We start from the raw sequence: 24,628 nt of genomic DNA, 5'->3' as shown, positions 1-24,628 counted from the left end.
CAACAATGCTGAGTTTCGAAGACGACCTGCCGATGACCGCACCGCAACCTGGTCTTGCGCTGCGCACGCCGATGCCCGACTCGCGCGAACTGCCGATGTCGCCGCCGGCCACGCCGGCCGCCCAGGGCGACGCGCGCATGCGCCGCATCCGCGCCGAAGACAAGCGCGTCATCAACGGCGGCACCGACGTGAACCAGCTCGTGCCCTTCAAGTACAAGTGGGCCTGGGAAAAGTACCTCGCCGGCTGCGCCAACCACTGGATGCCGCAGGAAGTGAACATGCAGCGCGACATCGAACTGTGGAAGTCGCCGAATGGCCTGACCGAAGACGAACGCCGTCTGGTCAAGCGCAACCTCGGCTTCTTCGTCACCGCCGATTCGCTGGCCGCCAACAACATCGTGCTCGGCACCTACCGCCACATCACCGCGCCCGAGTGCCGCCAGTACCTGCTGCGCCAAGCCTTCGAAGAGGCCATCCACACGCACGCCTACCAGTACATCGTCGAGTCGCTGGGCCTGGACGAAGGCGAGGTGTTCAACGCCTATCACGAAGTGCAGTCCATCCGTGACAAGGACGAGTTCCTCATCCCCTTCATCGATGTGCTGACCGACCCGGCCTTCAAGACCGGCACGCCCGAAGCCGACCAGCAGCTGCTGAAGAGCCTCATCGTGTTTGCCTGCCTGATGGAAGGCCTGTTCTTCTACGTCGGCTTCGTGCAGATCCTCGCCCTCGGTCGCCAGAACAAGATGACCGGCGCCGCCGAGCAGTACCAGTACATCCTGCGCGACGAGTCCATGCACTGCAATTTCGGCATCGACCTGATCAACCAGATCAAGCTCGAAAACCCGCACCTCTGGACCCCGGAATTCCGCGAAGAGTTGAAGGCGCTGTTCCGCAAGGCCGTCGAGCTGGAATACCGCTACGCCGAAGACACCATGCCGCGCGGCGTGCTCGGCCTGAACTCCAACATGTTCAAGGAATACCTGCGCTTCATCGCCAACCGCCGCGCCCAGCAGATCGGTCTGGATGTGCTGTACCCGGGCGCCGAGAACCCCTTCCCGTGGATGAGCGAAATGATCGACCTGAAGAAGGAACGCAACTTCTTCGAAACCCGGGTGATTGAATATCAAACGGGTGGGGCGTTGAGTTGGGATTGATGATGTAAATAAAAAGCCGGCGAAAGCCGGCTTTTTTGCCGGTTAAGGCGGTAGTGATTTGCGCAACGGGCATCATCAATTAGATGCAGGTGCGACATGTACTTGCGGAGCTTCCCTTATACGTTTGAACTTGTTTTTAAGGGAATGGTAGTCGTGATCCGAAATTCTAATACTGCGTGTCTTTGATAGGAGTCAAGTCCTCGTCTAAAGGTCATTCCTCAGAGTTAGCCTTCAAACGCAGATACATAATTGTTTCCAGCGGGCTAAGCGCTGCATCTGCTTCTTCGAAAAACTTCTCATCCAGCAGCTTATATGGGGCATCCAGAATAATCTTTTTGTCAAAGGGGTGCTGGGTATCGATCTCCGACCCGAGGATGAGTTGGGCGCTGGCGGGCAGCTTCTCGGAGATGAATTTGATGACCTTGGGCAGATTGATGTCGTCTTGGCCTTGTTGGTTCGGTGAATCGATCACAAGCGGCACCATGAACGATCCGGTCTTCCCGCAGCAGACATCCCACAGGGCGGCATAGTAGGCGAGGATCGAGCGAGGGCCCCCGCTGCCCGAATCGCTGGGACGGCTGGTCAACGTGAGGCGAGCTTTCCCGGAGTCCGGCAGGTTCAGGTCGAAGAGGGCGGCCGCGTAGGCTTGTCGATATTGCTTCAAGATAGCGCCGGAACGTTTTTTGTCGGTCAGCTTGTCCATCTCGGCATTGAGGGCCCCGACCACCTCGGAGTGAATGGCGATCTCAGCGTCCAAGATCGAGCGCTCCTCCTCGAAGGCTTGGAAGGCTTGCTCGGCGCCGAGGCTCTCAACGACCTGTCGAAACTGCAGGTCTCCGCGACGCGTGTCGAGCAAATGGGAGATGCGGCGGTATTGGCCTTCGAGGGCTCCGATCTGTGCGACCGTCTGTTGAAGCTTGGCGGCAACCTCTCGTCCATCCTTTTCAAGCCGCGCGGTGATCTCCCTCAATGATCGGGCGTCGTCCGCATAGGTGAGCAGGTCCATGAATGATTCGGAGTGCTCGGCGTTGCAAACCGGGCAGACCAAAGCCTCTCGTGGCTCCTTGCGCAGGTATTGGGCGTCGCCGTCATACACGCGAATCGCTTCGTTCGCCAAATTGATCTGCAGGTAGATGCTCGATAGCAGATCGCGCTCGGAGACCGATTGGGATCGAAGCTTTTCCTGCTCCTTGTTGAGCGTGGTCATTTCGAGCGTCAACTGCTCGATTTCCCGTTTGAAATTTTCCGGGTCGATCTTCGGGCCCGAGAGGGGCATTTTCTTGCCGAATCGCTCCCTAGCCTTGTCGAGGAAGCCTCGCTCCTTTTTTAGATCGTCCAGCAGCCGCTGCTCGGCGTCTCTCTTGGCTTTGGCCTCGTAGTATTCCGGGGGCTTGATGCCCGAGAAATATTCGAGAATCGAGCCCATCGGCTTGCTGAACTGCTGCAGGCCAGTGAAAGTGTTCCAACTGGCCTGCCAGCTTCCGTCCTGGTTGATGTAGAAGGGCAGGAAAAAGCACTTGGGATCGGCCGGGACGCTTTGCCCTTTCTTGTCTAAGAGGACGAGATTGAAGCCCGTCGCCGATGCGAAAGCCGCACTCCATTCGGAATGATCCGAAGTTGCGACGATGAGGACGCCGTTCTCGAATAGGGCCCGGATTCCGGAGCTGTGAAGAGCTTGAAAGCTGCGCCCGTCGACGAGGAAGTCGACCAGCGAAACGGTGTGTTCATCCCACTGGGTTAGGTTTCCCTGCGGCTTTGCCCCCAAAGTCAAGAACATGGTTTTGACCAAGCTCGACTTCCCGGTGTGATTCCGACCCCAGATCAGGTTCTTGTTCTTGTGGAACTCCACTCGCCGGGCTCGCCGGTCGCGCCGGGAGAGCATCCAAATACTTTCGAAGAGAAAGCTTTTCATATGATTTTGTGCGAAGGCTTCTGACCAGTTTTCTTAGGTTGGGACCACGCATTTTTTTAGGGCTCGAAGTAGGAACTGCGCGGTGAAATCCGCGGGGCGGATCGAGGAATGGGCGCCGGCTAGATCTGCTTTGGCTTGGTCGAGGAACGCATTGAGCGAGGCTCCCGGTGCGTGAGCGTCCAGCCAAGCATCAATGTCCAGCAGGAGCGGCGCGACGAGGGGGTCTTCTCCGCCCATCACTTGGAGCCGGAAGATTTTCGAAGCAGCCACCCTGACGGCCGGCTTCTCCATGAATCCGATGCCGCCCTCCGTTTCGAGCTTGTCGAGCCAGTCTTCAAGTAGCGCCAGCAAGTCGGGAACATCTTCTAGGTTGCTCAACGCCGCGGAGAACTCCGCCTTGGAGTAGCCGCGTTCTTTTTTGAGCTCCTCGAAGTTCGCGCAAGTGACCGTCTTCGCGCCCAAAGGACCGACCTTGGCCAACAACGCTTCGACCAAGGCTTGGGCCTGCCCCGCATGTCTCGGACTGCGCTCGTTGAGGAACAATACGACCGTCCCGATGAGGTGCTTGGTCGGCTGATCCGGGTGCATGGGGATTTTTTCGACATGAATCAAGGCCGGATTGGCAGGCAGAGTGCCGGCTTCATGAAGGGTTTCAAGTCCCAAGGTCAAAGCATTCAAATGCTCCGCATCAAGCTTCGAAAGGTCGCATGGTAAGGAGGTCGCGGCATTGCCGCCGCCATTCAAAGGCAAATCGCAGCCGTTGTTCGAGATGAATCTCCCGGAACATTTGAGCTCCTTGAACGCCAATGCCGAGGAATACAGTTTTCCGATCGGACTGTCTTTGATGTCCGGGGGCGGGTTCTTCGAAGCCCTCCGCTTCTTGCCAGGCTCGACTAGATGCGTCAGTTCGGCCCAGCTCCATTCCTTGCGGTCTTTTTTCTTGACCTGATAGATCCGAATGGAGGAGGGCGCCGTCAGCGAATCGAGCTCGGCGACATCTTGGATCGACTCAAACAGAAAGAGAAAATCGCTGGCCCCGGACTTCTCGAGGTCGAACATGCGCTCGATGGCCCAAGCCCGCTGAAAGTCGACGCCCTTCTGGTTGTGCCCGCCGCCAGACTCCGCGAGATCCTTTCGAGTGGCGACGCGGAATACCTCGTTGATCTGATTTTTGCTCATGGATTCGCCGAGAACGGTGAGTGCCCAGATTATCTACATAAATGACATCGGAGGAACAAGGGTCAGGCCCCAGGAACAATAGGGGACGTAGGTAATAGGGGACAGACCACGTTTCTCGCGCCCCTAGGACTCGAAGGATGAGTTGCGTTCTGATGCTCACGTATGAGCCAGCGCCGCACTCGAGTGCTGCAGGTTGCGCAGTGGACGTCTGTGATGTCTGGTGGGTGCTACCATGGTGCTACCCGTATTCAGGAGGCCGCGATGACCGCTACGACCACGCTGAAACTTCCGGACGAACTGAAGGCGCGCATCGCTGCGGTGGCGCAGCAGTCCGGCAAAAGTGCGCACGCTTTCATGGTCGAGGCGCTGCAACTGCAGACCGAACTGGCCGAACGTCGCACAGCCTTCGTGGCCGATGCGCTGCTGGCGCGCGAAGAGGTTGCGCGTTACGGACTGGTGGTGGATGCCGACGAGGTGTTCGATTACCTGAAGGCGCGCGCCGAAGGAAAACCTGCGCGCAAGCCTGATCCGTCGTCGATATGAGCAGCGGACGGGATCGTGAGTACCCGTGTGGTGCTGGCGCCGCGCGCGCTGGCGGATCTGGAACGTCTGACCGATTTCCTGCTGCAGGCGGATGCGCCTGCAACTGCTGCCGAGACGCTGCCCATCCTGCAATCCGGCTTCGCGGTGCTGCGCGAGCATCCCCTGATCGGACGCAAGGTCGAGCACGACCTCCGGGAGCTGGTCATTTCACGCGGCCGAACCGGTTACGTGGCCCTGTATGACTACGACGCCGGTCGCGATGTCGTCGTGGTGCTGGCGGTACGGCATCAGCGTGAGGGCGGGTACGGCGCTTGAACCCTGCGCGGCGGTCTCCGATGGTGACGCTTGCAGTCCCGACCGCCTAAGGATCACCATGTCGGCGGGTTGAATACCTTCCCGGATCTGCTTGACCATTGGAGGCTGACGACAATGAAAGGCACCAGACTTCGTATTTCCGCGCTTGCTTTCCTTTTCTCCGCTTCGCTCCCCGCGCTGGCCGTCACCAGCACCTTCGACACGGATGCCGAAGGCTGGAGCGCCCAGGGTGACATCGAGGGGCCGCTGACCTGGAGTGCCACCGGCGGCAATCCGGGCGGCAATGTGTTCATCGACGACCTGACCACCGGCGGTGTCACCTACTTCGTCGCGCCCTCGCTGTTCCTCGGCAACTTCGCCGGCGCCTTCGGCTCGCAGCTGACCTTTGACCTGATGCAGCGCTATCCGGGCGGGCCGAATCAGTTCGACGCGGAGGACGTGATCCTGTCGGGCGGCGGCTTCACCGTCGTGTATGACACGGCGAACAATCCGGTCAACAACGGCTGGACGTCGTATTCGGTTCCGCTGTCGGCGGCCGGCTGGCGACTGAACACCCTGTCGGGCATCGCGCCGACGGAGGAGCAGTTTCTTGCCGTACTGTCGAACCTGAGTTCGCTGAGAATTCGGGCGGAATATCAGACGGGGGCCGACGTCGGTTATCTGGACAACGTCGCCCTCGTGCCAGAGCCGACCACCGTCTTGATGCTGCTGTCCGGCATTGGCTGCGTCGCGTTCGCTGCACGCCGGAAGCGGCGTGCGGTGGATTGAGGCGAGGACGCGTTGCGAGCCTTCATGCGACGTGGGCGGAACTGTCCCCCGCCGATCCTTCGGCGCGGGCGGCCGGTTATGAGCTGCGTGCTCGCAGTGCCCGTTCGTCGGCCTGGATCGCCGCCTCGCGACGGACGGGACACGCCAGCTGCGTAAAAGACGCGGACGCGGCGGCGTGGTCAGGTGCCGTCGCCCGCCGCGCGTAACCGCGACCGCACGCCTTGCGCGGTTACCCCGCAGTCGATGAATGCCATTGCACGAAGCGCCTGGCGCAGGACCTGCTCATTTTTCTGCGATGGCTGTGGGCGCGGTGTTGACGGGCAGGCACAGCGCCGCGGTCAGCAGTGCAAGGCTCATGTGGCATAGATAGACAGCATCGAAATCGGCACGATGCAGCGTTGCACCGCCCAGCAGCAGTACGGTGAGCGCGACGCCCATGACCGAGCCGATCTGCCGTATCGCCTGGTTGACCGCGCTGCCGACGGCGTAGTGGGCGGGCGGCAGACCGCTGACCGCGGCGCCTGACAGTGAAGGCAGGACCATGCCCACGCCAGTACCGCTCAACAACATGCCCGGCAGCCAATGCGTCAGATATGCGGGCTCGATACCGGGCACCAGCAGGAACCACAGCGCGCTGGCCGCGTAGATCAGACAACCCGCGATCAGCACGGGGCGGTGACCGTGCCGACCGGCCAGGCGACCCGACAGCGCGGCCACCGGAACCACCAGCAGCGGCCCGGGTGCCATGGCGAGGCCGGCGAGTGGGAGCGGATAGCGCCAGATCGAATTCATGTAGAAGAAAAATGCGAAGAACATCATCGAGAACGCGGTGCCGAAGCTCAGCGTTGCGAGATTGGCGTAGCGGTACGTGGGGTTGCGAAACAGCTTGAGGTCCACCAGCGGCGCCTCCGCAAACCGCGCCCAGGCGACGAATCCGAGGATGCTCGCCACGCCGGCGCCGGCCGTTGCCAGCAGTTCATGACGTGACCAGGCAGGCGAGTCGGCCTGAACGATGGACAGCGCCAGCGCGCCGATGCCGACGACCAGCACGCTCATTCCCACCAGATCGAGCGGACGTCCCCGTGTCGGCTGCTTTGCTTCGGTCAGCAGCGTTGCACCACGCCAGATGGCCAGGATGCCCAAAGGCACGTTCAGGTAGAAAGCCCATTGCCAGCCGAACGAAGCCACTACGAACGCCCCCAGGCTGGGGCCCACCGCCGCGGCCAGACCGCCGACCGCGCCCCACAGACTGACGGCCACCGCGCGCTTGTCGGTCGGGAACGCTGCCAGCACGAGCGAGAGCGAGGCCGGCGTCAGCATCGCAGCACCAAGAGCCTGCAGCACTCTTGCCGCGACCAGCCACTCCACGCTGACCGCCAGGCCACAGGCGGCGGATGCCGCCAGAAACAGCGCAACACCGACGAGAAACACCCGCTTGCGCCCATGTCGGTCTGCCAATCCGCCGGACGGGATCAGCATTGCGGCATAGACCACCGTGTAGGCATTGAGCACCCACGAAAGGTCTGCCGCAGTGGCGTCGGGAAAGCCGGCCCGCAAGGCGCTGAAGGCCGCGAACAGCATGGTGCCGTCCATGGAGACAAGAAACACCGCCAGGCTGGCCACCCAGAACACCGGCCATGGAGAGGCGGTGTTGGGGGGCGAGCCGGGGAGTGCCGCTGCCGCGATGGCAGGCGACGGTGTGATCGTCGGGTTTTTCGGGGCCGTCATGGGGCGCTCTCAGTCATGTGGCGATCCCCGATGGCCGTGCGTCTGCAGTTCTTGCACGGGCGGGAAGATCGGGGCCGATTCAGGCGAGCCCGAACGTCTTGCGCAGGCCCTTCTCGACCGGGCCAGCGGGCATGAAGCGGCGCAGCTTGGCCAGCAGCGAGGCTTCGCCTTTCGGGGTGTGGCGCATCTTCCATGCCCCCAGCGCGGCGTCGACGATCACCGCCGCGACCCCGTCAGGATGGGGCGCCTTCTGGACATTTCTCCGGATGGCCTGCGAAACGGTGCCGAGTTCCTTTTCGTAGTCGGGAATCCTTGACGCTGCCTGCGGCGCGTTGAGATCCAGATTGGTTCGGGTGAAGGACGGTTCGACGAGCGCCACACGGATGCCGAACTGGCGGACCTCGTGATCCAGCGTTTCGGACAGGCCTTCGACGGCATGCTTGGATGCCGCATAGAGCGCCATGTAAGGCGCCGGCAGGAAGCCCAGCACCGAACTGACATTGACGATGCGACCGGACCCCTGTTTGCGCATGTGTGGCAGCACCGCCTTGGTCGTGCGCAAGAGGCCGAAGAGGTTGGTGTCGAACAGCGTCTGCGCTTCGGCAATCGATGTTTCTTCCGCCGCGCCCAGGAGGGTGACGCCCGCACTGTTGACCAGCACGTCGATGCGCGCTGCCTGAGTGATGACCGCCTGAATTCCGCGCTCAACCGAGGCCTCGTCGCGAACATCCATCTCGATCAGCGCAACGCCGGGTACCGGCTCTGCCTTGGCAAGGTTGCGCACGGTGCCGAACACCCGGCAACCCCGCTTGGTCAACTCGATGGCGGCGGCGCGTCCGATGCCCGACGACACGCCGGTGACGATGACGACTTCGGAATTCGACATGGCAGTTCCTTTCTATGTGACGCGAGTGGAGTAGGGATGAATCAGCTTTGCGCCGGCGCTGGCCTGATCCTGAACCAGATGGAATACATGGCCGGCAGGAACACCAGAGTCAGAACAGTGCCGGCGAAGGTGCCGCCGATCAGCGTGTAGGCGAGCGTTCCCCAGAACACCGACTGGGTGAGCGGGATGAAGGCCAGGATGGCGGCGAGGGCGGTCAGGATGACCGGACGCGCCCGCTGCACCGTGGCCTCCACTACCGCATCGAAGGGGGCCAGCCCCGCCTTCTCGTTGTCGTGGATCTGGCCGATCAGGATGAGCGTGTTGCGCATCAGGATGCCCGCCAGCGCAATCAGGCCGACCAGCGCGTTGATGCCGAAGGGCTGGTTGAACAGCAGCAGAGTAGGCACGACCCCGATCAGGCCCAGCGGCGCGGTGGCGAACACCATCGTCATCGCCGAGATCGAGCGGACCTGGAAGATGATGGTGATCAGCGTCAGCGCGATCATGATGGGGAACACCGGTAGCAAGGCGCTGTTGGCCTTGGCGGATTCCTCGATGGAACCGGCCAGTTCGATCCGGTAGCCGGCCGGCAGCTTGGCGATGATGGGCTGTAGATCCTGCCAGACGGCGGTGGACACATCCGGCGGCTGCAGCCCCTCGGCGATGTCGCCGCGCACGGTGATGGTCGGCGTGCGGTCGCGGCGACGCAGGATCGGGTCTTCCATCTGAACCTCTACGGCGCCCACCTGCGACAGCGGAATACGCTGACCGGTCGCGCCGACCAGCGTGAAATCGCCGATCCGGGCCGGATCGAGCCGGGTGTGTCCGGCCGAACGGGCAGCGACCTGCACCGAGCGGATGTCTTCGCGCACCTCGGTAATGGGGATGCCGCTCAACAGGAACTGAAGCTGCTGCGCCACGTCGCTGGAGGTGAGGCCGAGGCTCTGCAGCCGGTCCTGGTCGAGCGAGAAGCGCAGCGTGGGCACGCGCTCGCCCCAGTCGGTATTGACCGTGCGCATCTGCGGCGAAGCCTGCATGACGGCGCGCACCTCGGCGGCGATATCGCGCAGCGTGTCGGCGTTCGGCCCCATCACGCGGAAGGCCACGGGGAAGGGCGAGGGCGGGCCGAACACCAGTTGGGTCGCCCGCACGCGCGCCTCCGGCGCCAGACCGTCGGCCACCGCCTGCCGCAGTCTCAGCTTGAGCGCTTCGCGCGCGGCCTGGTCGTCGGTCAGGACGACAATCTTCGAGAAGGACGGGTCGGGCATTTCCGGCGCCATGGCCAGGTAGAAGCGCGGTGCTCCCTGGCCGATGTAGGCGGTCACGATCTTCGCTTCCGGCTGCGCGGCCAGCCACGCCTCGACCTTGGCGACCGCCGCACTCGTCTGCTGGATCGCGGTGCCATAGGGCATCTGTACTTCGATCAGCACCTCGGGCCGGTCCGAGGTCGGAAAGAACTGCTTGTTGACCACGCCCATGCCCAGCACCGCGACGGCGAAGGTGCCGATCACGCTTGCCGCCACCAGCCATTTGCGCTGGATCACCGATCCCAGCAGGCGGCGGAAGCGCCGGTAGTTCGGCGTCGCGTAGATCGCACCGTGCCCGCCCTCGCGCGGCGTGTAATCGGGCAGCAGCTTGACCCCGAGGTAGGGCGTGAACACCACGGCGACGATCCAGGATGCGATCAGGGCAATGCCGACCACCCAGAACATGTTGCTGGTGTATTCGCCGGCCGTCGATTTGGCGAAGCCGTTCGGCATGAAGCCGATCGCCGTCACCAGCGTCCCGGACAGCATGGGCGCCGCGGTGTGGCTCCACGCATAGGCGGCTGCGCGGATGCGGTCGTAGCCTTCCTCCATCTTCACCACCATCATCTCGATGGCGATGATCGCGTCGTCGACCAGAAGACCCAGGGCCAGAATCAGGGAACCCAGGGTGATGCGGTCAAAGTTCTTGCCGGTGGCGGCCATGACGACGAAGACTGCGGCCAGGGTCAGCGGCACTGCGGCCGAGACCACGATGCCGGCACGCCAGCCCATGCTGAGAAAGCCCACCAGCATCACCACGCCGAGTGCGGCAATGAACTTGAGCATGAACTCGTCGACCGCCGAACTGATGTTGACCGACTGGTCCGTGACCTTGGAGAGGCTTATGCCCAGCGGGAGCTCGGCGTTGATCGCAGCGGCTTCCGCCTCCAGCGCGCGGCCAAGATCGAGGCCGTTCCAGCCCTCGCGCATCACGACCTCGAGCAGCAGCGCCGGCTCGCCGTTGTTGCGGATGAGGAAGGTGGCCGGGTCTTCGTAGCCGCGCTTCACCTCGGCAACGTCGCCAAGCTTGAGCGTACGTCCGCGCGCAGCGACCGGCGTGTTCCGGATCGCCTCCAGGTCGTCGATCGCTCCGTCCAGCCGGATGAACACCTGCGGTCCCTTGGCTTCGATCGAGCCGGCGGGCGTCATGACGTTGCGCCCGTTCAGCGCCGCGAAGAGGGCTTGCGGGGAGACGCCCAGGGTCGCGAGGCGGTCGTGGGAGAACTCGACGAAGATCCGTCCGGCCTGCTCGCCGATGATGTTCACCTTGTTGACGCCCGGCACGTGCAGCAGACGCTGACGCAGGGTCTCGGCATCGCGCACCAACTGCCGGTGCGCAGCGCCGTGCGCCTTCAAGGCGTACAGCGCGAAGGTCACGTCGGCGTATTCGTCATTGACCATCGGGCCGATGACGCCACGCGGCAGCTTGAGTGCCTCGTCGCCGAGTTTCTTGCGCGCCTGATAGAACTCGTCGGGGACGTCAGCCGGTGGCGTACTGTCGAGCAGGGTCAGCGTAGTGAAGGCCAGGCCCGGTCGCGTGTAGGTCTCGGTCCGGTCATACCAGCGCAGTTCCTGCAGGCGCTTTTCGAGCGGCTCGGCGACGAGTTCTTCCATTTCCTTCGCCGTGGCCCCGGGCCAGGCCGTCACCACGGTCATCTGCTTGATCGTGAAAGCCGGGTCTTCCGCCCGGCCCAGCGTCAGGAACGCCACCGCGCCAGCGACGAAGATCACGATCATCAAGAACAGGGTGACCGACCGCTCGCGTACGGCAAGGGCAGAGAGGTTGAAGGCGCTGGTCGAATCACCCCCCTCATGGCGGGAAGGGCGCGCCCCCTCGGTCGAGTGCGTCGGAGCGCTCATTGCCGCTCTCCGCTGGACGCCGCCACACGTGCGGGGGATTTGCTGTCGGCCACGCGCACGTGCTCGCCTTCCTGCAGCAGGTGGGCACCGAGCACGACGATGCGATCGCCCGCGGAGACGCCACCGGTGACCGCAGCGGTTTCCTCACCGAGGCCGGTCACCTGCACCGCACGCCAGGTGACGCGGGTTCCTTGTTCCTGGCTTCCCCCTTGTTCCTGGCGTCCCTCTTCCTCGACCACCCATACGCCAGGCCCTTTGCCCGGGTCGAAGATCGCACCGATCGGTACCTGCACTGCGGGGCCGGAGCGGTCGCGGGAGATCTGGATCGAGACGGTCGAGCCCAGAGGCGCCTCCGCCAGGCGGCCTTCCAGCACGTAGCGTGCCTCGAAGGTGCGCGTGAGTGGGTTGGCGGCGTCCGACAACTGGCGTAAGCGGGCCGGGCCGGTGAGCCCGCTGCCATAAAGGGTCGCGACCCCTGCCGAGCCGACCGCCGGGCGCAAGGTTTCCGGGAGATTGACGACTGCTTCGCGGCGCCCGAAATTGGCCACACGGACGACCACCTGCCCGGCGCCGACGACCTGGCCCGGCTCCACCAGGGTGTCCACCACCACGCCGTCCGCGTCGGCGAGCAGGACGGCGTAGCCGGTTTCATTGCGGGCCATGTCGGCTTGAGCCTTGGCTGCCTCCAGGTCCGCCCGCGCCGCGTCGGCGGCGGCCTTGATCTTGTCGTAGGCAGAGGCCGATACGGCGCCCGTCGCGACGAGATCCCGGTAGCGTGCCTCGTCCTCCGTGGTCTGGCGCGCCCGCGCTGTGGCAGCGGTCACCGCCTCGTCACGGGCGCGCGTGGCAAGCCGCAAGTCGGTGGGATCGATGCGCATGAGCGGCTGGCCGCGCTTGACGGTCTGCCCGGTGTCGACCAGACGTTCCAGGATCTTGCCCGGAACGCGGAAGCCCAGGTCGCTCTGCACCCGCGCCGCAACGACGCCGGTGAAGGACCGGTCAGCCTGCACCGCGGCCTCAACCGCTCCCACCCGCACCAGCGGAATCTGGGTGCGCGCGTCGATCGAGGACGTGGCCTCGCCGCACGCCGCCAGCGTCAGGGGCAGCAGACCGACGGCGGCGAGGAAGGGAATATTGCAACGCTGAAACATGGCGACCTCCGGGAACACGAAGGCCTCCATCTTCATTCGAGTGACTATTGTTGTCAATAGTCACTACGTGCGGACGTGGGAACGCTCTAAGGCGCCAGACTGCGCAGCACCAGATTTGAAAGCTGCGTCGGTGCCTCGTCGGCCACATCCAGGTTGTATTGGAGCAGCAGCGGATTGACGTAGGGCTGCATGACCAGATCGATCGCCTGCACCGTCTCGTCCAGCGGGGTCTTGCGCTCGAACTCGCCGCTCTCCCGACCTTCGCGGACGATCTCCGTCAGGATCTGCCGGATGCGCTCGCAGTAGGCGCGTGCGGACGGCCAGCCCTCGCCGGCCGAGTGCGCGGCGATGTCGTACAGCTTGCGGTCGTTGAAGAACAGGCCCACGCCGGTTGATACCAAGGTCCTGAACATGCGGCGGAATTTTTCGGTGGGCGTGGGTGCGCCAGCCACCGCCTCCTCGACCGCAAGGATGATGGCGCTCAAGGTGGTGGCGCAGATGGCCTCGCCGATCGCCTGCTTGGAATCGAAGAACTTGTAGATGTAGGCCTTGGAAAAGCCGATTGCCTTGGCCAGATCCGAAACGGTGGTCTTTTCGTAGCCGTAGTGGCTGAAGTGCTCTCCGGCCGCCGCGACGATCTGCTCTCGAACGCTGTGGTCGGCGGGGCCGCGCGAGTGGGGTGTAGAAGTGTCGATTTCGCTCATGGAAAAACAATACCGCGTCGATGATGGCTTGACAATGAGTGACCAATACGGATTATAGTCACCGAGTGAACTCAACTTTCCGGGAGACTTTAATGTTCGCCTATCCCCGCTCTCTCGTCCTACTTCTGAGCGCCGGTGTCTTGACGGGCTGCGCCGTGGGTCCTGAGTATCGGCAGCCTGACATCGCGCTTTCGCCGGTATTCATCGGTCAGGAAGCTGTCGAGCGCCGGCAGGTACGGCAGCAGGCAGACCTCACGATCTGGTGGGCCGCCTTCAATGATCCGCAGCTTGAGCGCTTCGTGGCCCTGGCGCAGGAACAGAACCTGGACATCGCGCAAGCGGCGGCCCGCGTCGCCCAGTCGCGCGCCGGCCTTGGCGCGGCCAATGCCGCACTGCTGCCCTCGGGCCATGTCGCCGGTGAAGCGGCCCGGGCCTATCGCTCCGTCGAAACGCCCTTGGGCCAGATCCTGAACTCGACGCCCGATTTCGACCGCGACGGCAGAGCCTACGAAACCAATATTGCTGCGAGCTGGGAGCTGGACGTGTTCGGAGGTCTGCGCCGCGGACGGGAAGCGGCATGGGCCGAATACCAGGCTTCGGAAGCGGGCGCGGTTGCGACGCGCCTGGCCGTGACGGCACAGGCAGCCGACATCTACATCACCATCCGTGGATTGCAGGCCCGGCTGGATGTCGCCCGGCGACAGGTCAGGACGCAGCAGGAGCTGCTCAGCACCATCAAGCTTCTGCACGGCAAAGGGCTGGCGGCCGAGCTTCAAGTGAGGCAGGCCGAGGGTGCGCTTGCCCAGGCTCAGGCCTCGGTGCCGGTGCTTGAGGCGGGTCTGGACGCCGCCATGAATGCTCTGGACGTGATGCTGGGTTCTCCGCCGGGCACGCATCGGGCCGAATTGGCCGCCCCCCGTGATATTCCGGCAGCCCCGCAGATCGCGGCCATGGGGGCGCCGGCCGAACTGCTTCGCCGGCGGCCGGATCTGATCGCGGCCGAACGTCGCCTCGCCGCATCCAGCGCGCGTATTGGCGGCGCCATCGCCGAGTACTACCCGAAACTCTCTCTGAGTGGACTGATCGGCAGCGCGACATCGGTCGCGAGCGGCAATCTGTTCACCCGTGGTGCGGGTCAGGCCGCAGGCGTGCTGGGTCTGCGCTGGCGTCTGTTCGATTTCGGCCGCATCGACGCGCAGATCGATCAGGCGAAAGGATACGAAGCGGAAATGCTGTCCGCGTACCGGCTTGCTGTCCTGCGGGCAACGGAAGACGTCGAGAACGCGTTGTCGTCGTTGGTCAGGCGCGAAGAGCAGGCCGCTGTGCTGACTCAAGGTGTGGACTCATTCGGGCGCGCACGGGACGCCTCGTTTGCGGCGTATCAGAAGGGTGTCGTCAGCCTGATTGAAGTCCTGCAAGCGGACGAAAGTCTCCTTCGTGCATCCGACGCGCGCGTTCAAGCACAAACTGAATCCGTACGCGCAGCGGTCGCTGCCTTCAAGGCACTGGGTGGAGGGTGGCAAGCACGTGAATCGGACGCGCTGGCAGTCAGGTAGTCGCCGGGAGGCCCGTCGCGCCCGGGTGTTCGCGCGTGGTGTCTGCTGACGCGCACAAGCGCGTTACGAAGAACGTCTCCGTCATTCTGACAGGCGGCGTGAATCACCCCGGGTTCTGCGGACGCTCGTCTCCGCTGCCCGCCGCACGTGACCGCGCCCGCACGCCCCGCGCCGTAACCCCGCGCTCGCGGCGCAGCAGTTTGCGCAGCATCGACGGGTCGGCGTAACCGACCTGGGCGGCGACCGATTCCAGGGAGGCGTGGCCGGTTTCGAGCAACTGGGTGGCGCGCTCGACGCGCAGCTTCTGCACGTACTGGATGGGTGACATGCCGACCGCCGACGCGAAGTGCCGGCTCAGCGTGCGCGACGTCATGTGCAGCGCGTCCGCCAGCATGGCGAGCGTGACCGGTTCGCCGAGACGGGTCTGCAGCCAGCGGTCGGCGCGCTGCAGCGTCGGTGTCTGCCGTGCCAGATGCGAGGCGATGGCGTACTGACTTTGCGATACGCGGTGGTCCAGCATCAGGAAGCGTGCGCAACTGCGTGCCAGTTCGTCCGAGCCGTGGTGCGCCACCAGCGCGAGCATCAGGTCGGCCTGGGCCAGCGCGGCGCCGGCGGTGCTGATCGGGCCGTCGCTGACCACCATGCGCGTCATGTCGAGATCGACTTGCGGAAAGCGTTCGCGGAACAAGGGCGCCAGCCACCAGCTGGTGGTGGCGACGCGCCGGTCGAGCAGGCCGGCCTGCGCCAGCGCGAAGGTGCTGACGCAGGACGCGGCGACGACGGCGCCCCCTTCCAGCCAGTGGCCCACACGCGCCATCGCCTTCACCACGTCGCGCGTCGCCAGCCATTCCTCCAGCGCTTCGCGATGGGCGCGATTGGCGCCCGGCAGCAGCACCAGATCGGGCGGCGGCAGATCAGCCATGCGCGCAAGCGGGCCGACTTCCAGCCCGGAACCGCTGCGCTCGCGTCGCCGCCCGGTGCCGGCCAGCGTCACCTCGAACAGCGGCGGTCGCTCGGCCTGGAGACACAGGCGGTTGGCGGTGTTCATCACGTCCAGCGTGATGCCCAGGCTGATGTCGAGCACGCCGGGCAGGACCAGTACGGTGGTTTTCATGATGTCCATATTAGCCCGATTGATGTCGATCCAGACACTCGATCTGAAAGCGCCCGGGCCGCAGCATGGACACCCGGACACCCAAGGCCGCACGGCACGGCAACAGCGGCGGGTGTCCGCCCGACGATCACCGAGGAGCCACACGTGAACACCCCTGACGAACGCTTCCTGCGCACCGACACTTCCCGGATGGCGCGCACCACCGGCGGACTGGATTACCTGCACGACAGCGCGGGCGCGCCGTTCAACTACATGTACCCGCCGCCCGACGGCGAGCCGTGGGAGAACTGCAGCTACCGCACGCACGTGGTCGACATCATCGACGCCCGCCCGGGCGCGCAGCACTTCCTGCTCCATCGTCACGGCTTCGAACTGCGCGAGGCGCCGAGCTGCCTTGATGATGTCGACGACGACGCGCAGATCCGCGCCCGCTACTACCCGGAGGTCGAGGCCATCGCCTGCGAGGCCGCCGGCGGTGCGCGCGCGCTGTGCTTCGATCACCAGATCCGCCGGCGCAGCCGCGACGAACAGCACCTCACCTTCGGCCGGCAGAACGCCCAGGCCTCGGCGGTGGGGCGCGTTCACAACGACTATTCGGAGGCGAGCGGTCTGGCCCGGCTCGGCCTGGTGCTGCGCGACGATGTGGCGCAGGCGCGCGTGCGCCGCTATGCGGTGGTGAACGTGTGGCGTCCGCTGATCGAGCCGGTGATCGACGCGCCGCTGGCGATGTGCGATGCGCGCTCGGTGATGGCGCAGGACCTGGTCGCGGCGGAAATCCGCTACCCCGGACGCAGCGGCGAAATCTACGTGTTGAAGCACGCGCCGCAGCACCGCTGGCACTACTTCCCGCACATGACGAAGTGCGAGGTGCTGGTGTTCAAGCAGTACGACTCGCAGGCGAGCGGCGTATCGCGCTTCACGCCGCACGCCGCCTTTCTCGACCCGGCCGCACCGGCTGACGCGCCGCTGCGCGCGAGCATCGAGGCGCGCTGCCTCGTGCTGTTCGACTGAGGGCGTGCCATGAACGACCCGGTCATCGAATACTGGTTCGACTTCGCCAGCCCCTACAGCTACCTCAGCACGGCGCACATCGACACGCTGGCCCGGCTGCGCGGCGTGCGCGTGCTGTGGCGCCCGCTGCTGCTCGGCCCCATCTTCCGCGCTGCCGGCTGGCAGGCCTCGCCCTTCCTGCAGCAGCCGGCCAAGTTCGCCTGGATGTGGACCGACCTCGCGCGCCAGTGCGCGCGGCACGCGCTGCCGTGGCGCAAGCCGTCGCAGTTTCCGCGCAACGGCGTGCTGCCCGCCCGCATCGCGCTCGCGCACGCGGAAGCGCCGTGGATCGCCTCTTTCTGCACCCGCGTGTTCGAACTGAACTTCGTCGATGACGCGGACATCGACGACGTCGATGCGATGCGTCGCCTGCTCGCCGAACTGGGCCAGCCGGCGGATGCCGCGCTCGCGAGCGCGCAGTCGCCCGAGGTGAAGCAGGCGCTGCGCGCGCAGACCGAGCAGGGGGCGCAGCGCGGCCTGTTCGGCGCGCCCAGCTTCTTTGTCGGTGATGCGCTGTACTGGGGCAACGAACAGCTGGAGGACGCGCTCGATGCCGCCATCCACCGTCGATGATCACAGCGCCGCACCGGAGGGCTTCACGCCGCGTGTGCTGCGCGGTCCCTTCTTCGGCGGCCGCACGGTGTTCACCGGCGGCGCGCTCACGGATCTGTTCGCGGCGCGCATTAGCGGCGACGACTGCAACGGGCTGGGCATCACGCACGGCGGCGTCATCGCCACGCTGGCCGACATCTTCCTGGTCGGCTTCATCGCCGCGCAATTGCCGGCGCACGCACGGCTGGTGACCGCCAGCCTGTCCGTCGACTACCTCGGCCCGAGCCGCGCGGGTGACTGGCTGCTCGGCCGCATTCATGCGCACCGCATCGGCGGGCGCCAGTGTGTCGCGTCCGGGGAGTTCCGCGTCGGCGAGCGGACGGTTGCGCTGATCAAGGCGAGCGGCGCCCTCCTTGCTGATACCGGAGCGCCACAATGACGAATCCCTGCTTTGCCGATACCCCCGAACCGCCTTACTACGTGGTGATCTTCTCGGCGCAGCGCACGTCGGGCGACGACGGCTATGCCGACATGGCCGAGCGCATGGTCGAGCTGGCCGCGCGGCAGCCAGGCTTTCTCGGCATCGAGCGCGCCCGCAACCCGGACGGCTTCGGCCTCAATGTGTCCTACTGGGCCAGCGAGGAGGCCATCGCAGCGTGGCGCAATCACGCCGAGCACGCACTCGCGCGCCAGACCGGCCGCGAACGCTGGTACGCGCAGTTCTCGCTGCGCGTGGCGCGGGTCGAGCGCGCGTACGGGACGACGCTGCGGAAATGACGTCGCCCATCGTTGTCTCGCCATTCACGTCACAGGAGTCCTCCATGTCTGCACCTCCGCGCCCGATTGCCGTGCTTGCCGCGGACGTGGCCCCGCGCATCCGGCCGTCCGCCTACCCGGAACCGTTCGCGGCGCGCATGCGCGGTCGCACCAAGCGTGCGCTCGGCGATCTGTTCGGCCTGCAGAATTTCGGGGCAAACCTGACGCGGCTCGAACCCGGCGCGGTGTCTGCGCTGCGCCACGCGCACAGCCGGCAGGACGAATTCATCTACGTGCTGCAGGGCGTGCCGGCGCTGCACACCGACGAAGGACTGACCCGCCTGTCACCCGGCATGTGCGCCGGCTTTGCGGCGGGCCGCGACAACGCTCATCGTCTGGTCAATGACACGACGGAAACCGTGCTCTATCTGGAGATCGGCGACCGCAGCAACGGTGACGAAGCGAGCTACCCTGACGACGACCTGCGGGCAGAACTGATCGACGGGCACTGGGTGTTCAGCCATAAGGACGGGCGACCGTACTGAGGCGGCGAAGGGTCGGCACACGGTGCGGTGGGCCTGGGATGGAACGGAATGAACGGGCCGGTATTCGCCATCGGCGTGGCCTGAAGGGGCGCCAGGCTGCCGCCCCTTCATCCGTCACGCCTGTATCAGCCGGCCACTGCTTCCGCCGCGCGACGCAGGGCGGCCTCTTCCTGCTCGATCCACTGCTTCAGCTTCTCGACGTGTTCTGCTTCTTCGCGCACGAACTCCTTCGCCACCTTGCGGATGTTCGCGTCGCGCGTGGTGTTGGCAATCGCGTAGTAGAACTCGTAGCCACGGCGCTCGCCCTGCAGCGCGGCCTTGAGCGCACCGAGACGCGTCAGGGCGGGATCGCCTGCCCACAGTGCGGTCTTCTCCGGGGTGGTGTTGTCGGGCCATGCGGAACTGGCCGGCAGGCTTTCCACCACTTCGTACTTCACGCACCTGGCCTTGGCCTCTTCCAGATGCAGGCGCGAATAGCTGCCGAGCTGCGCGAACAGCGCAGCCACGTCGCTGTTGCCACAGGCGTTCATGCGCTCCGCCAGTTCTTCGAAGTGCACGGCAGCGTCTTCTTCGACCTTGACCGCATAGTTCAGGAACTGGTCGAGCGTCTGGATGCCGACACCGCCCTTGTAGATCGCGGCGGCGATCGACAACGCCGGTCCCTTCATCGGCTTGGTCACATCGCCTTCGAACACGACGGCGATATCCTCGTCGCGAACGAAGCACTGGCAGGCCAGCCGGTGACGCGGCGGCATGTCATTCACTTCGGCGTCCATGATTTCCTGCTTGGTGATCTTGCCGAGCTGACGCAGGATTTCCTTTTCCTTTTCAGTCAGGGCGATGCCATAGCGCACGGTCGGGCTGTAGTGCACGACCTCCACCAGGCATGAGCCGCATTCACCGTCCTGACAGTCGAACGGAATCGGGATGTTGTTGGCTTTGGCGAGGGCGAGCAGCGTGCCGCGTTCACCGGCTACCGCATAGACCGTGAGATCGCGCGGCATCAACGGAGAAGAGAAGGTTACGTTAGCCATTTCGGGGCTCCAGGTTGTGTCCGGATCGGACCCGGTCTGACTGCAAGTTGCATGCCGCGTGAATGGCGCCTCCGTGTAACCTTCATGACATGAGTGCATGCCATGAAGTCATTGATCCACATCATGAAATTGCGGTTTATCCGGCTTTCACGAAGGTGGATGAACGACGGGTTTGATCTGCTTCAAGGCGGTTTGAAAGTGCTGTGCTAACGCCTGCGCTGCAGGGGCGTGGCGCCTTGTGGACAGACCTGTCGGCTACGCAGTGTTTGCGACACAAATCGCATCGCCGAACACCGCGTGCAGTTCAATTTCCACCCTGGCCGTCGTCGTCCTTCAGGCCCGCGACGATGGCGTCGAACACCAGACGCACCCGCGCCGGCACCGGGCCGCGCTGCGGGCGATACACCATGACGTCCCACGGCGGCGGTGCGTCCTTTTCCAGCACCTCGACCAGTCGCCCGGCGCGCACGTGTGCGCGCGCCAGATAGTCGGGCAGCTGCGCGAACGCGATGCCGGCCAGCACGGCTTCGCACTCGGCCGCCGGGTCGTCGGTGAAGAAAGCGGGCTGCTGCGGCAGCAACGTACGTTCGCGGCTGAAGAACCAGTGCCACGGACGGTTGGTGTTGCGGTTGATCAGCGCGCTGGTGGGCAGCGCGTGCAGCGCTTCGACCGAGGGCGGCACGCCGACGCGTTCGATCAGCGCCGGACTTGCATGCACGCCGAAAGCCACCTTGCCGACACGCCGCATCACAGAGCGCGCGTGGCTCAGCACGCCCATGCGCACGCCGATGTCGATCTGTTCGTCCACGGCGTCGCTCAGTTCGTCCGACAGCCGGATGTCGATGGCAATGCCCGGATGCTCCACCGCGAGCCGGGTCAGCACGGGCAGCACGAGCAGTCGACCGAGCGCACGCGGCGCGGTGATGCGCACGCGCCCGGCCATCGCGGCGGCCGCCCGCTTTTCGGCGGGCCGCAGCACTTCGTCGAGCTGCGACAGCGTCGCTGCGGCTTCGGCTGCCTTGGCGGTGCCGAACTCGGTGATGCGCGTTTGCCGCGTCGTGCGGTGGAACAGCGTTTCGCCGAAGTGATCTTCCAGCCGCCGTATTGCGCGGGTGACGGCCTGCGGCGACAGGCCCAGCCGGGTGGCGGCCTCGCGGAAGTTCTTCGCGTCGGCGGCGGCGACGAAGATGCGCAGCGCGTCCTGCAGTGAATTCATGGTCTGCCGAAAAGTGGAATACTTAAATCCGGATAATTCCATTTATTTCCACTCTCCGCATCCCGATACTGGCTACATCACCCATTCAACAGAGGATGCAGTCATGAAAGCCCTTCACACTTCCATCGTCACTTCCTTCGCAGTGCTGGCTGGTCTGGCCGCCACGCCGGCCTTCGCTTCGCCGCAGGGCGCGGACAGCAAGGCGGTCGCCGCCGAGTGCGCGGCACTGCCCGGCCATGCCGAACTGCGCGATGCGCTCACCCGTGCCCGGCGCGCTGACAACGGCGGCTTCGATCTCGACATGTGGGGCACCGTCGTGAGCCGCAGCGGCACGGTGTGCGCGGTGGCCTTCACCGGCGAAAGCAACGCCAGCCAGTGGCCGGGGAGCCGGGCCATTTCGGCGCAGAAGGCGAATACCGCCAATGCCTTCAGCCTGCCCACGCTGGCACTGGCCACCGCCAATCTGTACAGCGCCACGCAGCCGGGCGGCAGCCTGTTCGGTCTGCAGGAGAGCAATCCGGTCAATGCCGCGCTGGCGTATGCCGGACCTGCAACGGCCTGGGGGCAGGCGAACGATCCGCTGGTGGGCCAGCGCATGGGCGGCGTCAATGTGTTCGGCGGCGGGCTGGCGCTTTACAGCGCGCAGGGCGAACTGCTGGGCGCGCTCGGCGTGTCGGGCGACAGCTCCTGCGCCGATCACGCCATTGCCTGGCGTACGCGCAACCTGCTGCGGCTGGACTACGTGCCGGCTGGCGTCGGCCCGGATGGCGTCGATCAGATCAGTTTCGACGGCGACTGGAAGCAGCCGCACTGCGTCAATGCGGCGACCGAAGAGGCGGTGGTGAAGGCCTTGCCGCCCACCCGCCGCCGCGACGGGCTGGCTGCGACGACGCAGGACTGAGCGGCACGGAGGGCGCCCCTGGTGGCGCCCTCTGTCCGCACCGGGTTGGCAACGGAGCGACCTATCCTCGACGGCTCATCGCCAGCAGTCCGCTGGTCTGGTCGGTGATCGCCATTACAACGTCGCGTTGCAAACGGCTCAGCCAGCGCTCGGGCAGGGCGCGCGCGCCGCACAGGGCGCCGGCCAGCATGCCGACCAGGGCGCCGGTGGTGTCGGCGTCGTCGCCCATGTTCACGGTGGCGACCAGCGCCGTTTCGAAATCGGCGTGGCTGACGAAATGGTGCAGCACCGTCTGCACGGTATCGACGACATAGGCGGTGGCGCGGCCAGGGTAGGGCTGGAAGGCGAACGCCGGGTGGGTCTGCACCCAATCCGCCACCCAGGCTGCGCCATCGTCGTGCGATGCGCCAGACAGCAGACGGGCGAGCAGCCGCGCGAAGCCCACCGTGGCGGCATCGGACAGCGGGTGGTGGTGGGTGATGCGCGCCTGCGCAAGGCTCACGCGTTCCAGCGCCGCGGCGTCGTGCCACAGCGCCAGCACCGTGGGCAGGTTGCGCATCAGCGCACCATTACCGCCATCGCGCTCGTTCTGCTGGCCGCTCAGGCTGCCGTCGGCAAGGTAGCGCTGCAGTCCGCGGCGACAGGTGTTGCCGCAATCCACCGGCTTGCTGCGCAGCCAGCCGACGAACGCATCGGCGATCACGCGCGTCATGTCGGCGAGTTCGTCGTCGCCGGCCTGCGCGGCGCTGGACAGACGCGCGCCACCGATCTTCAGCAGCGCATCGCCGAGCGCGAGACTCATCGTCGTGTCGTCGGTCACCTGGCCGCGTGCCAGCTTGAGCCAGCCGCCGCCGATGATGTCGCGATGCTCGCCGTACTGCGCCCGGATTTCGCGCGGGCGCATGAATTCGACCGTGGCGCCCAGTGCGTCGCCGATGGCCAGACCCAGGTAGGCGCCGAGGGCGCGGTCGTACAGCGTGTCGAAGTCGTCAGTCATATGCGGTGAAGAAAGCGGATTCATTGGCAGCTCGCCTGTGCCGGATAGTCGCCGCCGAGCGCCAGCACCTCCTGCTCGCCGTGCAGCACCTTGCCCGGCAGCAGACCCGGCCACACCAGCAGCTTGCAGCGCGGTACCTGCAGTTCGAACACCCAGTCGCCGAAACAGCCGGCTTCGTCGCGCGACAGCGAAAAGGACGCGATGCTGTTCAGGCGCACGGTGCATTCGCGGTCCTGCAGCCGGCCGGCCACCAGTTGCTCTTCGCAGCGCGTGCTGCCGCGCCACAGGCGCACATGCGTGTCGTCGCCGGTCTGGCGCGGCAGGCCGAAGCGGGTGAGTGCCCACTGGCTGAATTCGTACAGCAGGTCGAGCTGCTGATGGATGCAGTTGCCGTGATAGCGGCTGGCGGCTTTCTCTTCGAGATAGCTCACCCAGGCGGGGGACGGGAAGCGCTCCAGCCTTGCCTTGTGGAACATGGGTACCAGGCCGAAGCGGCTTTCGACCCAGCCTTTCAGCACGGCGCCGGCCGGGCCGTTGGCGTCGCCACCCCAGCCTTGCAACAGACGGCGCCAGCTGCAGCGCCAGCGTCGCGCCTCGGCGCTGTCGCGCGGCGCGTCGGCCGGTTGCAGGCCGAAGGCGATGGCGACGTAGTGCTCGAACACGTCGCGCGCTTCGGGCAGATCCGCGCAGCGATCCAGCAACGCGAACAGACCGCGGTGCGCCTCGCGCGTGCCGGCGATGTGCAGCGGCACCGGATGTTCGTTGAACAGCCGGCTGGCCAGCACCGGCGCCGGCACGCCGACCAGATTGGTGCTGTACCAGCGGTGCGGCTGAGCGTCCGCCGTCCCGCCCGTGTCAGGCGAGATGGCGGACGCATCCAGCGCGGATGCGGGTGACGACAGGGTTCCGGGTTGCGCGTGTCCCGGCCCGGTGCCATGCGGAAGGGCAGATTCGATCGGCATCCGGCCAGTATTCGAGGCCTTTTCACCGCCCGTCAAGCACGGTAGTCAAGGATGGTGCAGATCGCTGCCGGGGGAGGCCGGACGCGCCTCAGGGCGCGCTTTGCTGGCTTTCCGGATAGGCGGTTTCAGTGCTGTCGTGCGTGCGTTCCCAGTCGCCGACCGGGTCGACCGGCGTCTTCTTGCGATGGGCAAATGCATATCCGAGTGCAAGGGCGAGCGAGGCTGCAATCAGCTTGATCATCGATATTTCCTCCAGGTGCGGGGTCACCGGGCGCGGCGACCTGTCAGTTCAGTGTGGGCCGGGGCGGCAGCGCTCGCTGTAGGCCGGCAGTACCGCTGCACGTAGGACGGGCGCTGAGCCATTCCGGTCCAGTGGTTTGCGCAACGCGGCGCCGATGCTCACCACCCGCACCGGCCCACCCACCGACACGGCGA

24 protein-coding genes are annotated in these 24,628 nt (G+C 65.4%); 11 read left to right on the top strand and 13 right to left on the bottom strand.

Features of this window, described 5'->3' with window-relative positions:
- The first annotated feature begins 5 nt into the window (after positions 1-5).
- Positions 6-1,157, top strand: coding sequence for a ribonucleotide-diphosphate reductase subunit beta (locus WDZ97_RS09850; RefSeq protein ID WP_296809742.1), 1,152 nt, complete (start codon positions 6-8; stop codon positions 1,155-1,157).
- Between the two features lie 211 nt (positions 1,158-1,368).
- Here the strand turns inward: WDZ97_RS09850 and WDZ97_RS09845 are convergent, their stop codons facing one another.
- Together WDZ97_RS09845 and WDZ97_RS09840 are read right to left on the bottom strand one after the other, a co-directional pair.
- A complete protein-coding gene (locus WDZ97_RS09845) occupies positions 1,369-3,069 on the bottom strand; it encodes a hypothetical protein (RefSeq protein ID WP_425762631.1) in 1,701 nt (566 codons plus the stop codon).
- A gap of 33 nt (positions 3,070-3,102) precedes the next feature.
- A complete protein-coding gene (locus tag WDZ97_RS09840; RefSeq protein ID WP_425762630.1) occupies positions 3,103-4,248 on the bottom strand; it encodes a dsDNA nuclease domain-containing protein in 1,146 nt (381 codons plus the stop codon).
- Between the two features lie 261 nt (positions 4,249-4,509).
- Between WDZ97_RS09840 and WDZ97_RS09835 the strand changes: the two genes are divergently transcribed.
- The 3 genes from WDZ97_RS09835 to WDZ97_RS09825 all read left to right on the top strand — a co-directional run bounded on the left by WDZ97_RS09835 (position 4,510) and on the right by WDZ97_RS09825 (position 5,874).
- Positions 4,510-4,791, top strand: a complete 282-nt coding sequence (locus WDZ97_RS09835; protein ID WP_425762629.1) for a CopG family ribbon-helix-helix protein — start codon at positions 4,510-4,512, stop codon at positions 4,789-4,791.
- A 15-nt stretch (positions 4,792-4,806) separates the two neighbouring features.
- Positions 4,807-5,106 carry a type II toxin-antitoxin system RelE/ParE family toxin gene (locus tag WDZ97_RS09830; protein ID WP_425762628.1) on the top strand — a complete coding sequence of 100 codons (300 nt, stop codon included), beginning with the start codon at positions 4,807-4,809 and terminating at the stop codon, positions 5,104-5,106.
- A 114-nt stretch (positions 5,107-5,220) separates the two neighbouring features.
- On the top strand, positions 5,221-5,874 hold the full coding sequence (locus WDZ97_RS09825; protein ID WP_425762627.1) for a laminin B domain-containing protein: 654 nt from the start codon (positions 5,221-5,223) through the stop codon (positions 5,872-5,874).
- Between the two features lie 282 nt (positions 5,875-6,156).
- Here WDZ97_RS09825 and WDZ97_RS09820 read toward each other — a convergent pair whose 3' ends face one another.
- The 5 genes from WDZ97_RS09820 to WDZ97_RS09800 all read right to left on the bottom strand — a co-directional run bounded on the left by WDZ97_RS09820 (position 6,157) and on the right by WDZ97_RS09800 (position 13,510).
- Entirely contained in the window at positions 6,157-7,602 is a 1,446-nt protein-coding gene (locus WDZ97_RS09820; RefSeq protein WP_425762626.1) for a DHA2 family efflux MFS transporter permease subunit, read from the bottom strand.
- Between the two features lie 79 nt (positions 7,603-7,681).
- Complete coding sequence (locus WDZ97_RS09815; RefSeq protein ID WP_425762625.1) at positions 7,682-8,488, bottom strand: oxidoreductase; 807 nt, start codon at positions 8,486-8,488, stop codon at positions 7,682-7,684.
- A gap of 41 nt (positions 8,489-8,529) precedes the next feature.
- Entirely contained in the window at positions 8,530-11,655 is a 3,126-nt protein-coding gene (locus WDZ97_RS09810; protein WP_425762624.1) for an efflux RND transporter permease subunit, read from the bottom strand.
- The gene (locus WDZ97_RS09805) at positions 11,652-12,842 is read right to left on the bottom strand and encodes an efflux RND transporter periplasmic adaptor subunit (protein ID WP_425762623.1); all 1,191 of its coding nucleotides are present in this window, start codon (positions 12,840-12,842) and stop codon (positions 11,652-11,654) included. The genes WDZ97_RS09810 and WDZ97_RS09805 overlap by 4 nt, the downstream gene beginning before the upstream one ends.
- A 50-nt stretch (positions 12,843-12,892) precedes the next feature.
- On the bottom strand, positions 12,893-13,510 hold the full coding sequence (locus WDZ97_RS09800) for a TetR/AcrR family transcriptional regulator (RefSeq protein WP_304004481.1): 618 nt from the start codon (positions 13,508-13,510) through the stop codon (positions 12,893-12,895).
- A 92-nt stretch (positions 13,511-13,602) separates the two neighbouring features.
- On the opposite strand from WDZ97_RS09800, the gene WDZ97_RS09795 reads away from it, so the two are divergent.
- On the top strand, positions 13,603-15,066 hold the full coding sequence (locus tag WDZ97_RS09795) for an efflux transporter outer membrane subunit (RefSeq protein ID WP_425762622.1): 1,464 nt from the start codon (positions 13,603-13,605) through the stop codon (positions 15,064-15,066).
- Positions 15,067-15,169: 103 nt separating this feature from the next.
- On the opposite strand, the gene WDZ97_RS09790 is transcribed toward WDZ97_RS09795, so the two are convergent.
- A complete protein-coding gene (locus WDZ97_RS09790; protein ID WP_425762621.1) occupies positions 15,170-16,180 on the bottom strand; it encodes a GlxA family transcriptional regulator in 1,011 nt (336 codons plus the stop codon).
- Between the two features lie 144 nt (positions 16,181-16,324).
- Between WDZ97_RS09790 and WDZ97_RS09785 the strand changes: the two genes are divergently transcribed.
- The 5 genes from WDZ97_RS09785 to WDZ97_RS09765 are packed head-to-tail and all read left to right on the top strand — an operon-like array spanning position 16,325 to position 19,083.
- Positions 16,325-17,191 carry a CmcJ/NvfI family oxidoreductase gene (locus tag WDZ97_RS09785; protein ID WP_425762620.1) on the top strand — a complete coding sequence of 289 codons (867 nt, stop codon included), beginning with the start codon at positions 16,325-16,327 and terminating at the stop codon, positions 17,189-17,191.
- A 9-nt stretch (positions 17,192-17,200) separates the two neighbouring features.
- Positions 17,201-17,803 carry a 2-hydroxychromene-2-carboxylate isomerase gene (locus WDZ97_RS09780; protein WP_425762619.1) on the top strand — a complete coding sequence of 201 codons (603 nt, stop codon included), beginning with the start codon at positions 17,201-17,203 and terminating at the stop codon, positions 17,801-17,803.
- Positions 17,781-18,221, top strand: coding sequence for a PaaI family thioesterase (locus WDZ97_RS09775; RefSeq protein WP_425762618.1), 441 nt, complete (start codon positions 17,781-17,783; stop codon positions 18,219-18,221). The genes WDZ97_RS09780 and WDZ97_RS09775 overlap by 23 nt, the downstream gene beginning before the upstream one ends.
- Entirely contained in the window at positions 18,218-18,559 is a 342-nt protein-coding gene (locus WDZ97_RS09770; protein ID WP_425762617.1) for an antibiotic biosynthesis monooxygenase family protein, read from the top strand. The genes WDZ97_RS09775 and WDZ97_RS09770 overlap by 4 nt, the downstream gene beginning before the upstream one ends.
- Positions 18,560-18,603: 44 nt before the next feature.
- Positions 18,604-19,083: a cupin domain-containing protein gene (locus tag WDZ97_RS09765; protein WP_425762616.1), complete on the top strand. Its 480-nt coding sequence runs from the start codon at positions 18,604-18,606 to the stop codon at positions 19,081-19,083.
- A gap of 125 nt (positions 19,084-19,208) precedes the next feature.
- Here WDZ97_RS09765 and WDZ97_RS09760 read toward each other — a convergent pair whose 3' ends face one another.
- Both WDZ97_RS09760 and WDZ97_RS09755 read right to left on the bottom strand, forming a co-directional pair.
- A complete protein-coding gene (locus WDZ97_RS09760; RefSeq protein WP_425762615.1) occupies positions 19,209-20,117 on the bottom strand; it encodes a 2Fe-2S iron-sulfur cluster-binding protein in 909 nt (302 codons plus the stop codon).
- Positions 20,118-20,421: 304 nt separating this feature from the next.
- Positions 20,422-21,333 carry a LysR family transcriptional regulator gene (locus tag WDZ97_RS09755; RefSeq protein ID WP_425762614.1) on the bottom strand — a complete coding sequence of 304 codons (912 nt, stop codon included), beginning with the start codon at positions 21,331-21,333 and terminating at the stop codon, positions 20,422-20,424.
- Positions 21,334-21,436: 103 nt separating this feature from the next.
- Here WDZ97_RS09755 and WDZ97_RS09750 point away from each other — a divergent pair, with 103 nt between their 5' ends.
- Positions 21,437-22,234, top strand: coding sequence for a GlcG/HbpS family heme-binding protein (locus tag WDZ97_RS09750; protein ID WP_425762613.1), 798 nt, complete (start codon positions 21,437-21,439; stop codon positions 22,232-22,234).
- A 61-nt stretch (positions 22,235-22,295) separates the two neighbouring features.
- Here the strand turns inward: WDZ97_RS09750 and draG are convergent, their stop codons facing one another.
- The 3 genes from draG to WDZ97_RS09735 form a co-directional block, all read right to left on the bottom strand.
- On the bottom strand, positions 22,296-23,231 hold the full coding sequence (draG, locus tag WDZ97_RS09745) for an ADP-ribosyl-[dinitrogen reductase] hydrolase (protein ID WP_425762612.1): 936 nt from the start codon (positions 23,229-23,231) through the stop codon (positions 22,296-22,298).
- Between the two features lie 20 nt (positions 23,232-23,251).
- Positions 23,252-24,193 carry an NAD(+)--dinitrogen-reductase ADP-D-ribosyltransferase gene (locus WDZ97_RS09740; protein WP_425762611.1) on the bottom strand — a complete coding sequence of 314 codons (942 nt, stop codon included), beginning with the start codon at positions 24,191-24,193 and terminating at the stop codon, positions 23,252-23,254.
- An 88-nt stretch (positions 24,194-24,281) separates the two neighbouring features.
- A complete protein-coding gene (locus WDZ97_RS09735) occupies positions 24,282-24,434 on the bottom strand; it encodes a hypothetical protein (protein ID WP_304004504.1) in 153 nt (50 codons plus the stop codon).
- Positions 24,435-24,628 lie beyond the last annotated feature (194 nt).

The organism is Methyloversatilis sp. MC4-4 (assembly GCF_049843555.1).
Lineage (GTDB): Bacteria > Pseudomonadota > Gammaproteobacteria > Burkholderiales > Rhodocyclaceae > Methyloversatilis > Methyloversatilis discipulorum_B.
Note: the sequence above shows the minus strand (reverse complement) of the source record. Positions and strands in the feature narration are given on the sequence as shown.

Excerpts from the sequence above, each read along its gene's own strand:
- WDZ97_RS09800 (WP_304004481.1), bottom strand. The coding sequence starts at position 13,510 with ATGAGCGAAATCGACACTTCTACACCCCACTCGCGCGGCCCCGCCGAC.
- WDZ97_RS09735 (WP_304004504.1), bottom strand. The coding sequence starts at position 24,434 with ATGATCAAGCTGATTGCAGCCTCGCTCGCCCTTGCACTCGGATATGCA.
- WDZ97_RS09740 (WP_425762611.1), bottom strand. The coding sequence starts at position 24,193 with ATGCCGATCGAATCTGCCCTTCCGCATGGCACCGGGCCGGGACACGCG.
- WDZ97_RS09765 (WP_425762616.1), top strand. The coding sequence starts at position 18,604 with ATGTCTGCACCTCCGCGCCCGATTGCCGTGCTTGCCGCGGACGTGGCC.
- WDZ97_RS09805 (WP_425762623.1), bottom strand. The coding sequence starts at position 12,842 with ATGAAGATGGAGGCCTTCGTGTTCCCGGAGGTCGCCATGTTTCAGCGT.
- WDZ97_RS09790 (WP_425762621.1), bottom strand. The coding sequence starts at position 16,180 with ATGAAAACCACCGTACTGGTCCTGCCCGGCGTGCTCGACATCAGCCTG.
- WDZ97_RS09755 (WP_425762614.1), bottom strand. The coding sequence starts at position 21,333 with ATGAATTCACTGCAGGACGCGCTGCGCATCTTCGTCGCCGCCGCCGAC.
- WDZ97_RS09845 (WP_425762631.1), bottom strand. The coding sequence starts at position 3,069 with ATGAAAAGCTTTCTCTTCGAAAGTATTTGGATGCTCTCCCGGCGCGAC.
- draG (WP_425762612.1), bottom strand. The coding sequence starts at position 23,231 with ATGACTGACGACTTCGACACGCTGTACGACCGCGCCCTCGGCGCCTAC.
- WDZ97_RS09760 (WP_425762615.1), bottom strand. The coding sequence starts at position 20,117 with ATGGCTAACGTAACCTTCTCTTCTCCGTTGATGCCGCGCGATCTCACG.
- WDZ97_RS09820 (WP_425762626.1), bottom strand. The coding sequence starts at position 7,602 with ATGACGGCCCCGAAAAACCCGACGATCACACCGTCGCCTGCCATCGCG.
- WDZ97_RS09810 (WP_425762624.1), bottom strand. The coding sequence starts at position 11,655 with ATGAGCGCTCCGACGCACTCGACCGAGGGGGCGCGCCCTTCCCGCCAT.
- WDZ97_RS09795 (WP_425762622.1), top strand. The coding sequence starts at position 13,603 with ATGTTCGCCTATCCCCGCTCTCTCGTCCTACTTCTGAGCGCCGGTGTC.
- WDZ97_RS09780 (WP_425762619.1), top strand. The coding sequence starts at position 17,201 with ATGAACGACCCGGTCATCGAATACTGGTTCGACTTCGCCAGCCCCTAC.
- WDZ97_RS09750 (WP_425762613.1), top strand. The coding sequence starts at position 21,437 with ATGAAAGCCCTTCACACTTCCATCGTCACTTCCTTCGCAGTGCTGGCT.
- WDZ97_RS09835 (WP_425762629.1), top strand. The coding sequence starts at position 4,510 with ATGACCGCTACGACCACGCTGAAACTTCCGGACGAACTGAAGGCGCGC.
- WDZ97_RS09775 (WP_425762618.1), top strand. The coding sequence starts at position 17,781 with ATGCCGCCATCCACCGTCGATGATCACAGCGCCGCACCGGAGGGCTTC.
- WDZ97_RS09815 (WP_425762625.1), bottom strand. The coding sequence starts at position 8,488 with ATGTCGAATTCCGAAGTCGTCATCGTCACCGGCGTGTCGTCGGGCATC.
- WDZ97_RS09850 (WP_296809742.1), top strand. The coding sequence starts at position 6 with ATGCTGAGTTTCGAAGACGACCTGCCGATGACCGCACCGCAACCTGGT.
- WDZ97_RS09770 (WP_425762617.1), top strand. The coding sequence starts at position 18,218 with ATGACGAATCCCTGCTTTGCCGATACCCCCGAACCGCCTTACTACGTG.
- WDZ97_RS09840 (WP_425762630.1), bottom strand. The coding sequence starts at position 4,248 with ATGAGCAAAAATCAGATCAACGAGGTATTCCGCGTCGCCACTCGAAAG.
- WDZ97_RS09825 (WP_425762627.1), top strand. The coding sequence starts at position 5,221 with ATGAAAGGCACCAGACTTCGTATTTCCGCGCTTGCTTTCCTTTTCTCC.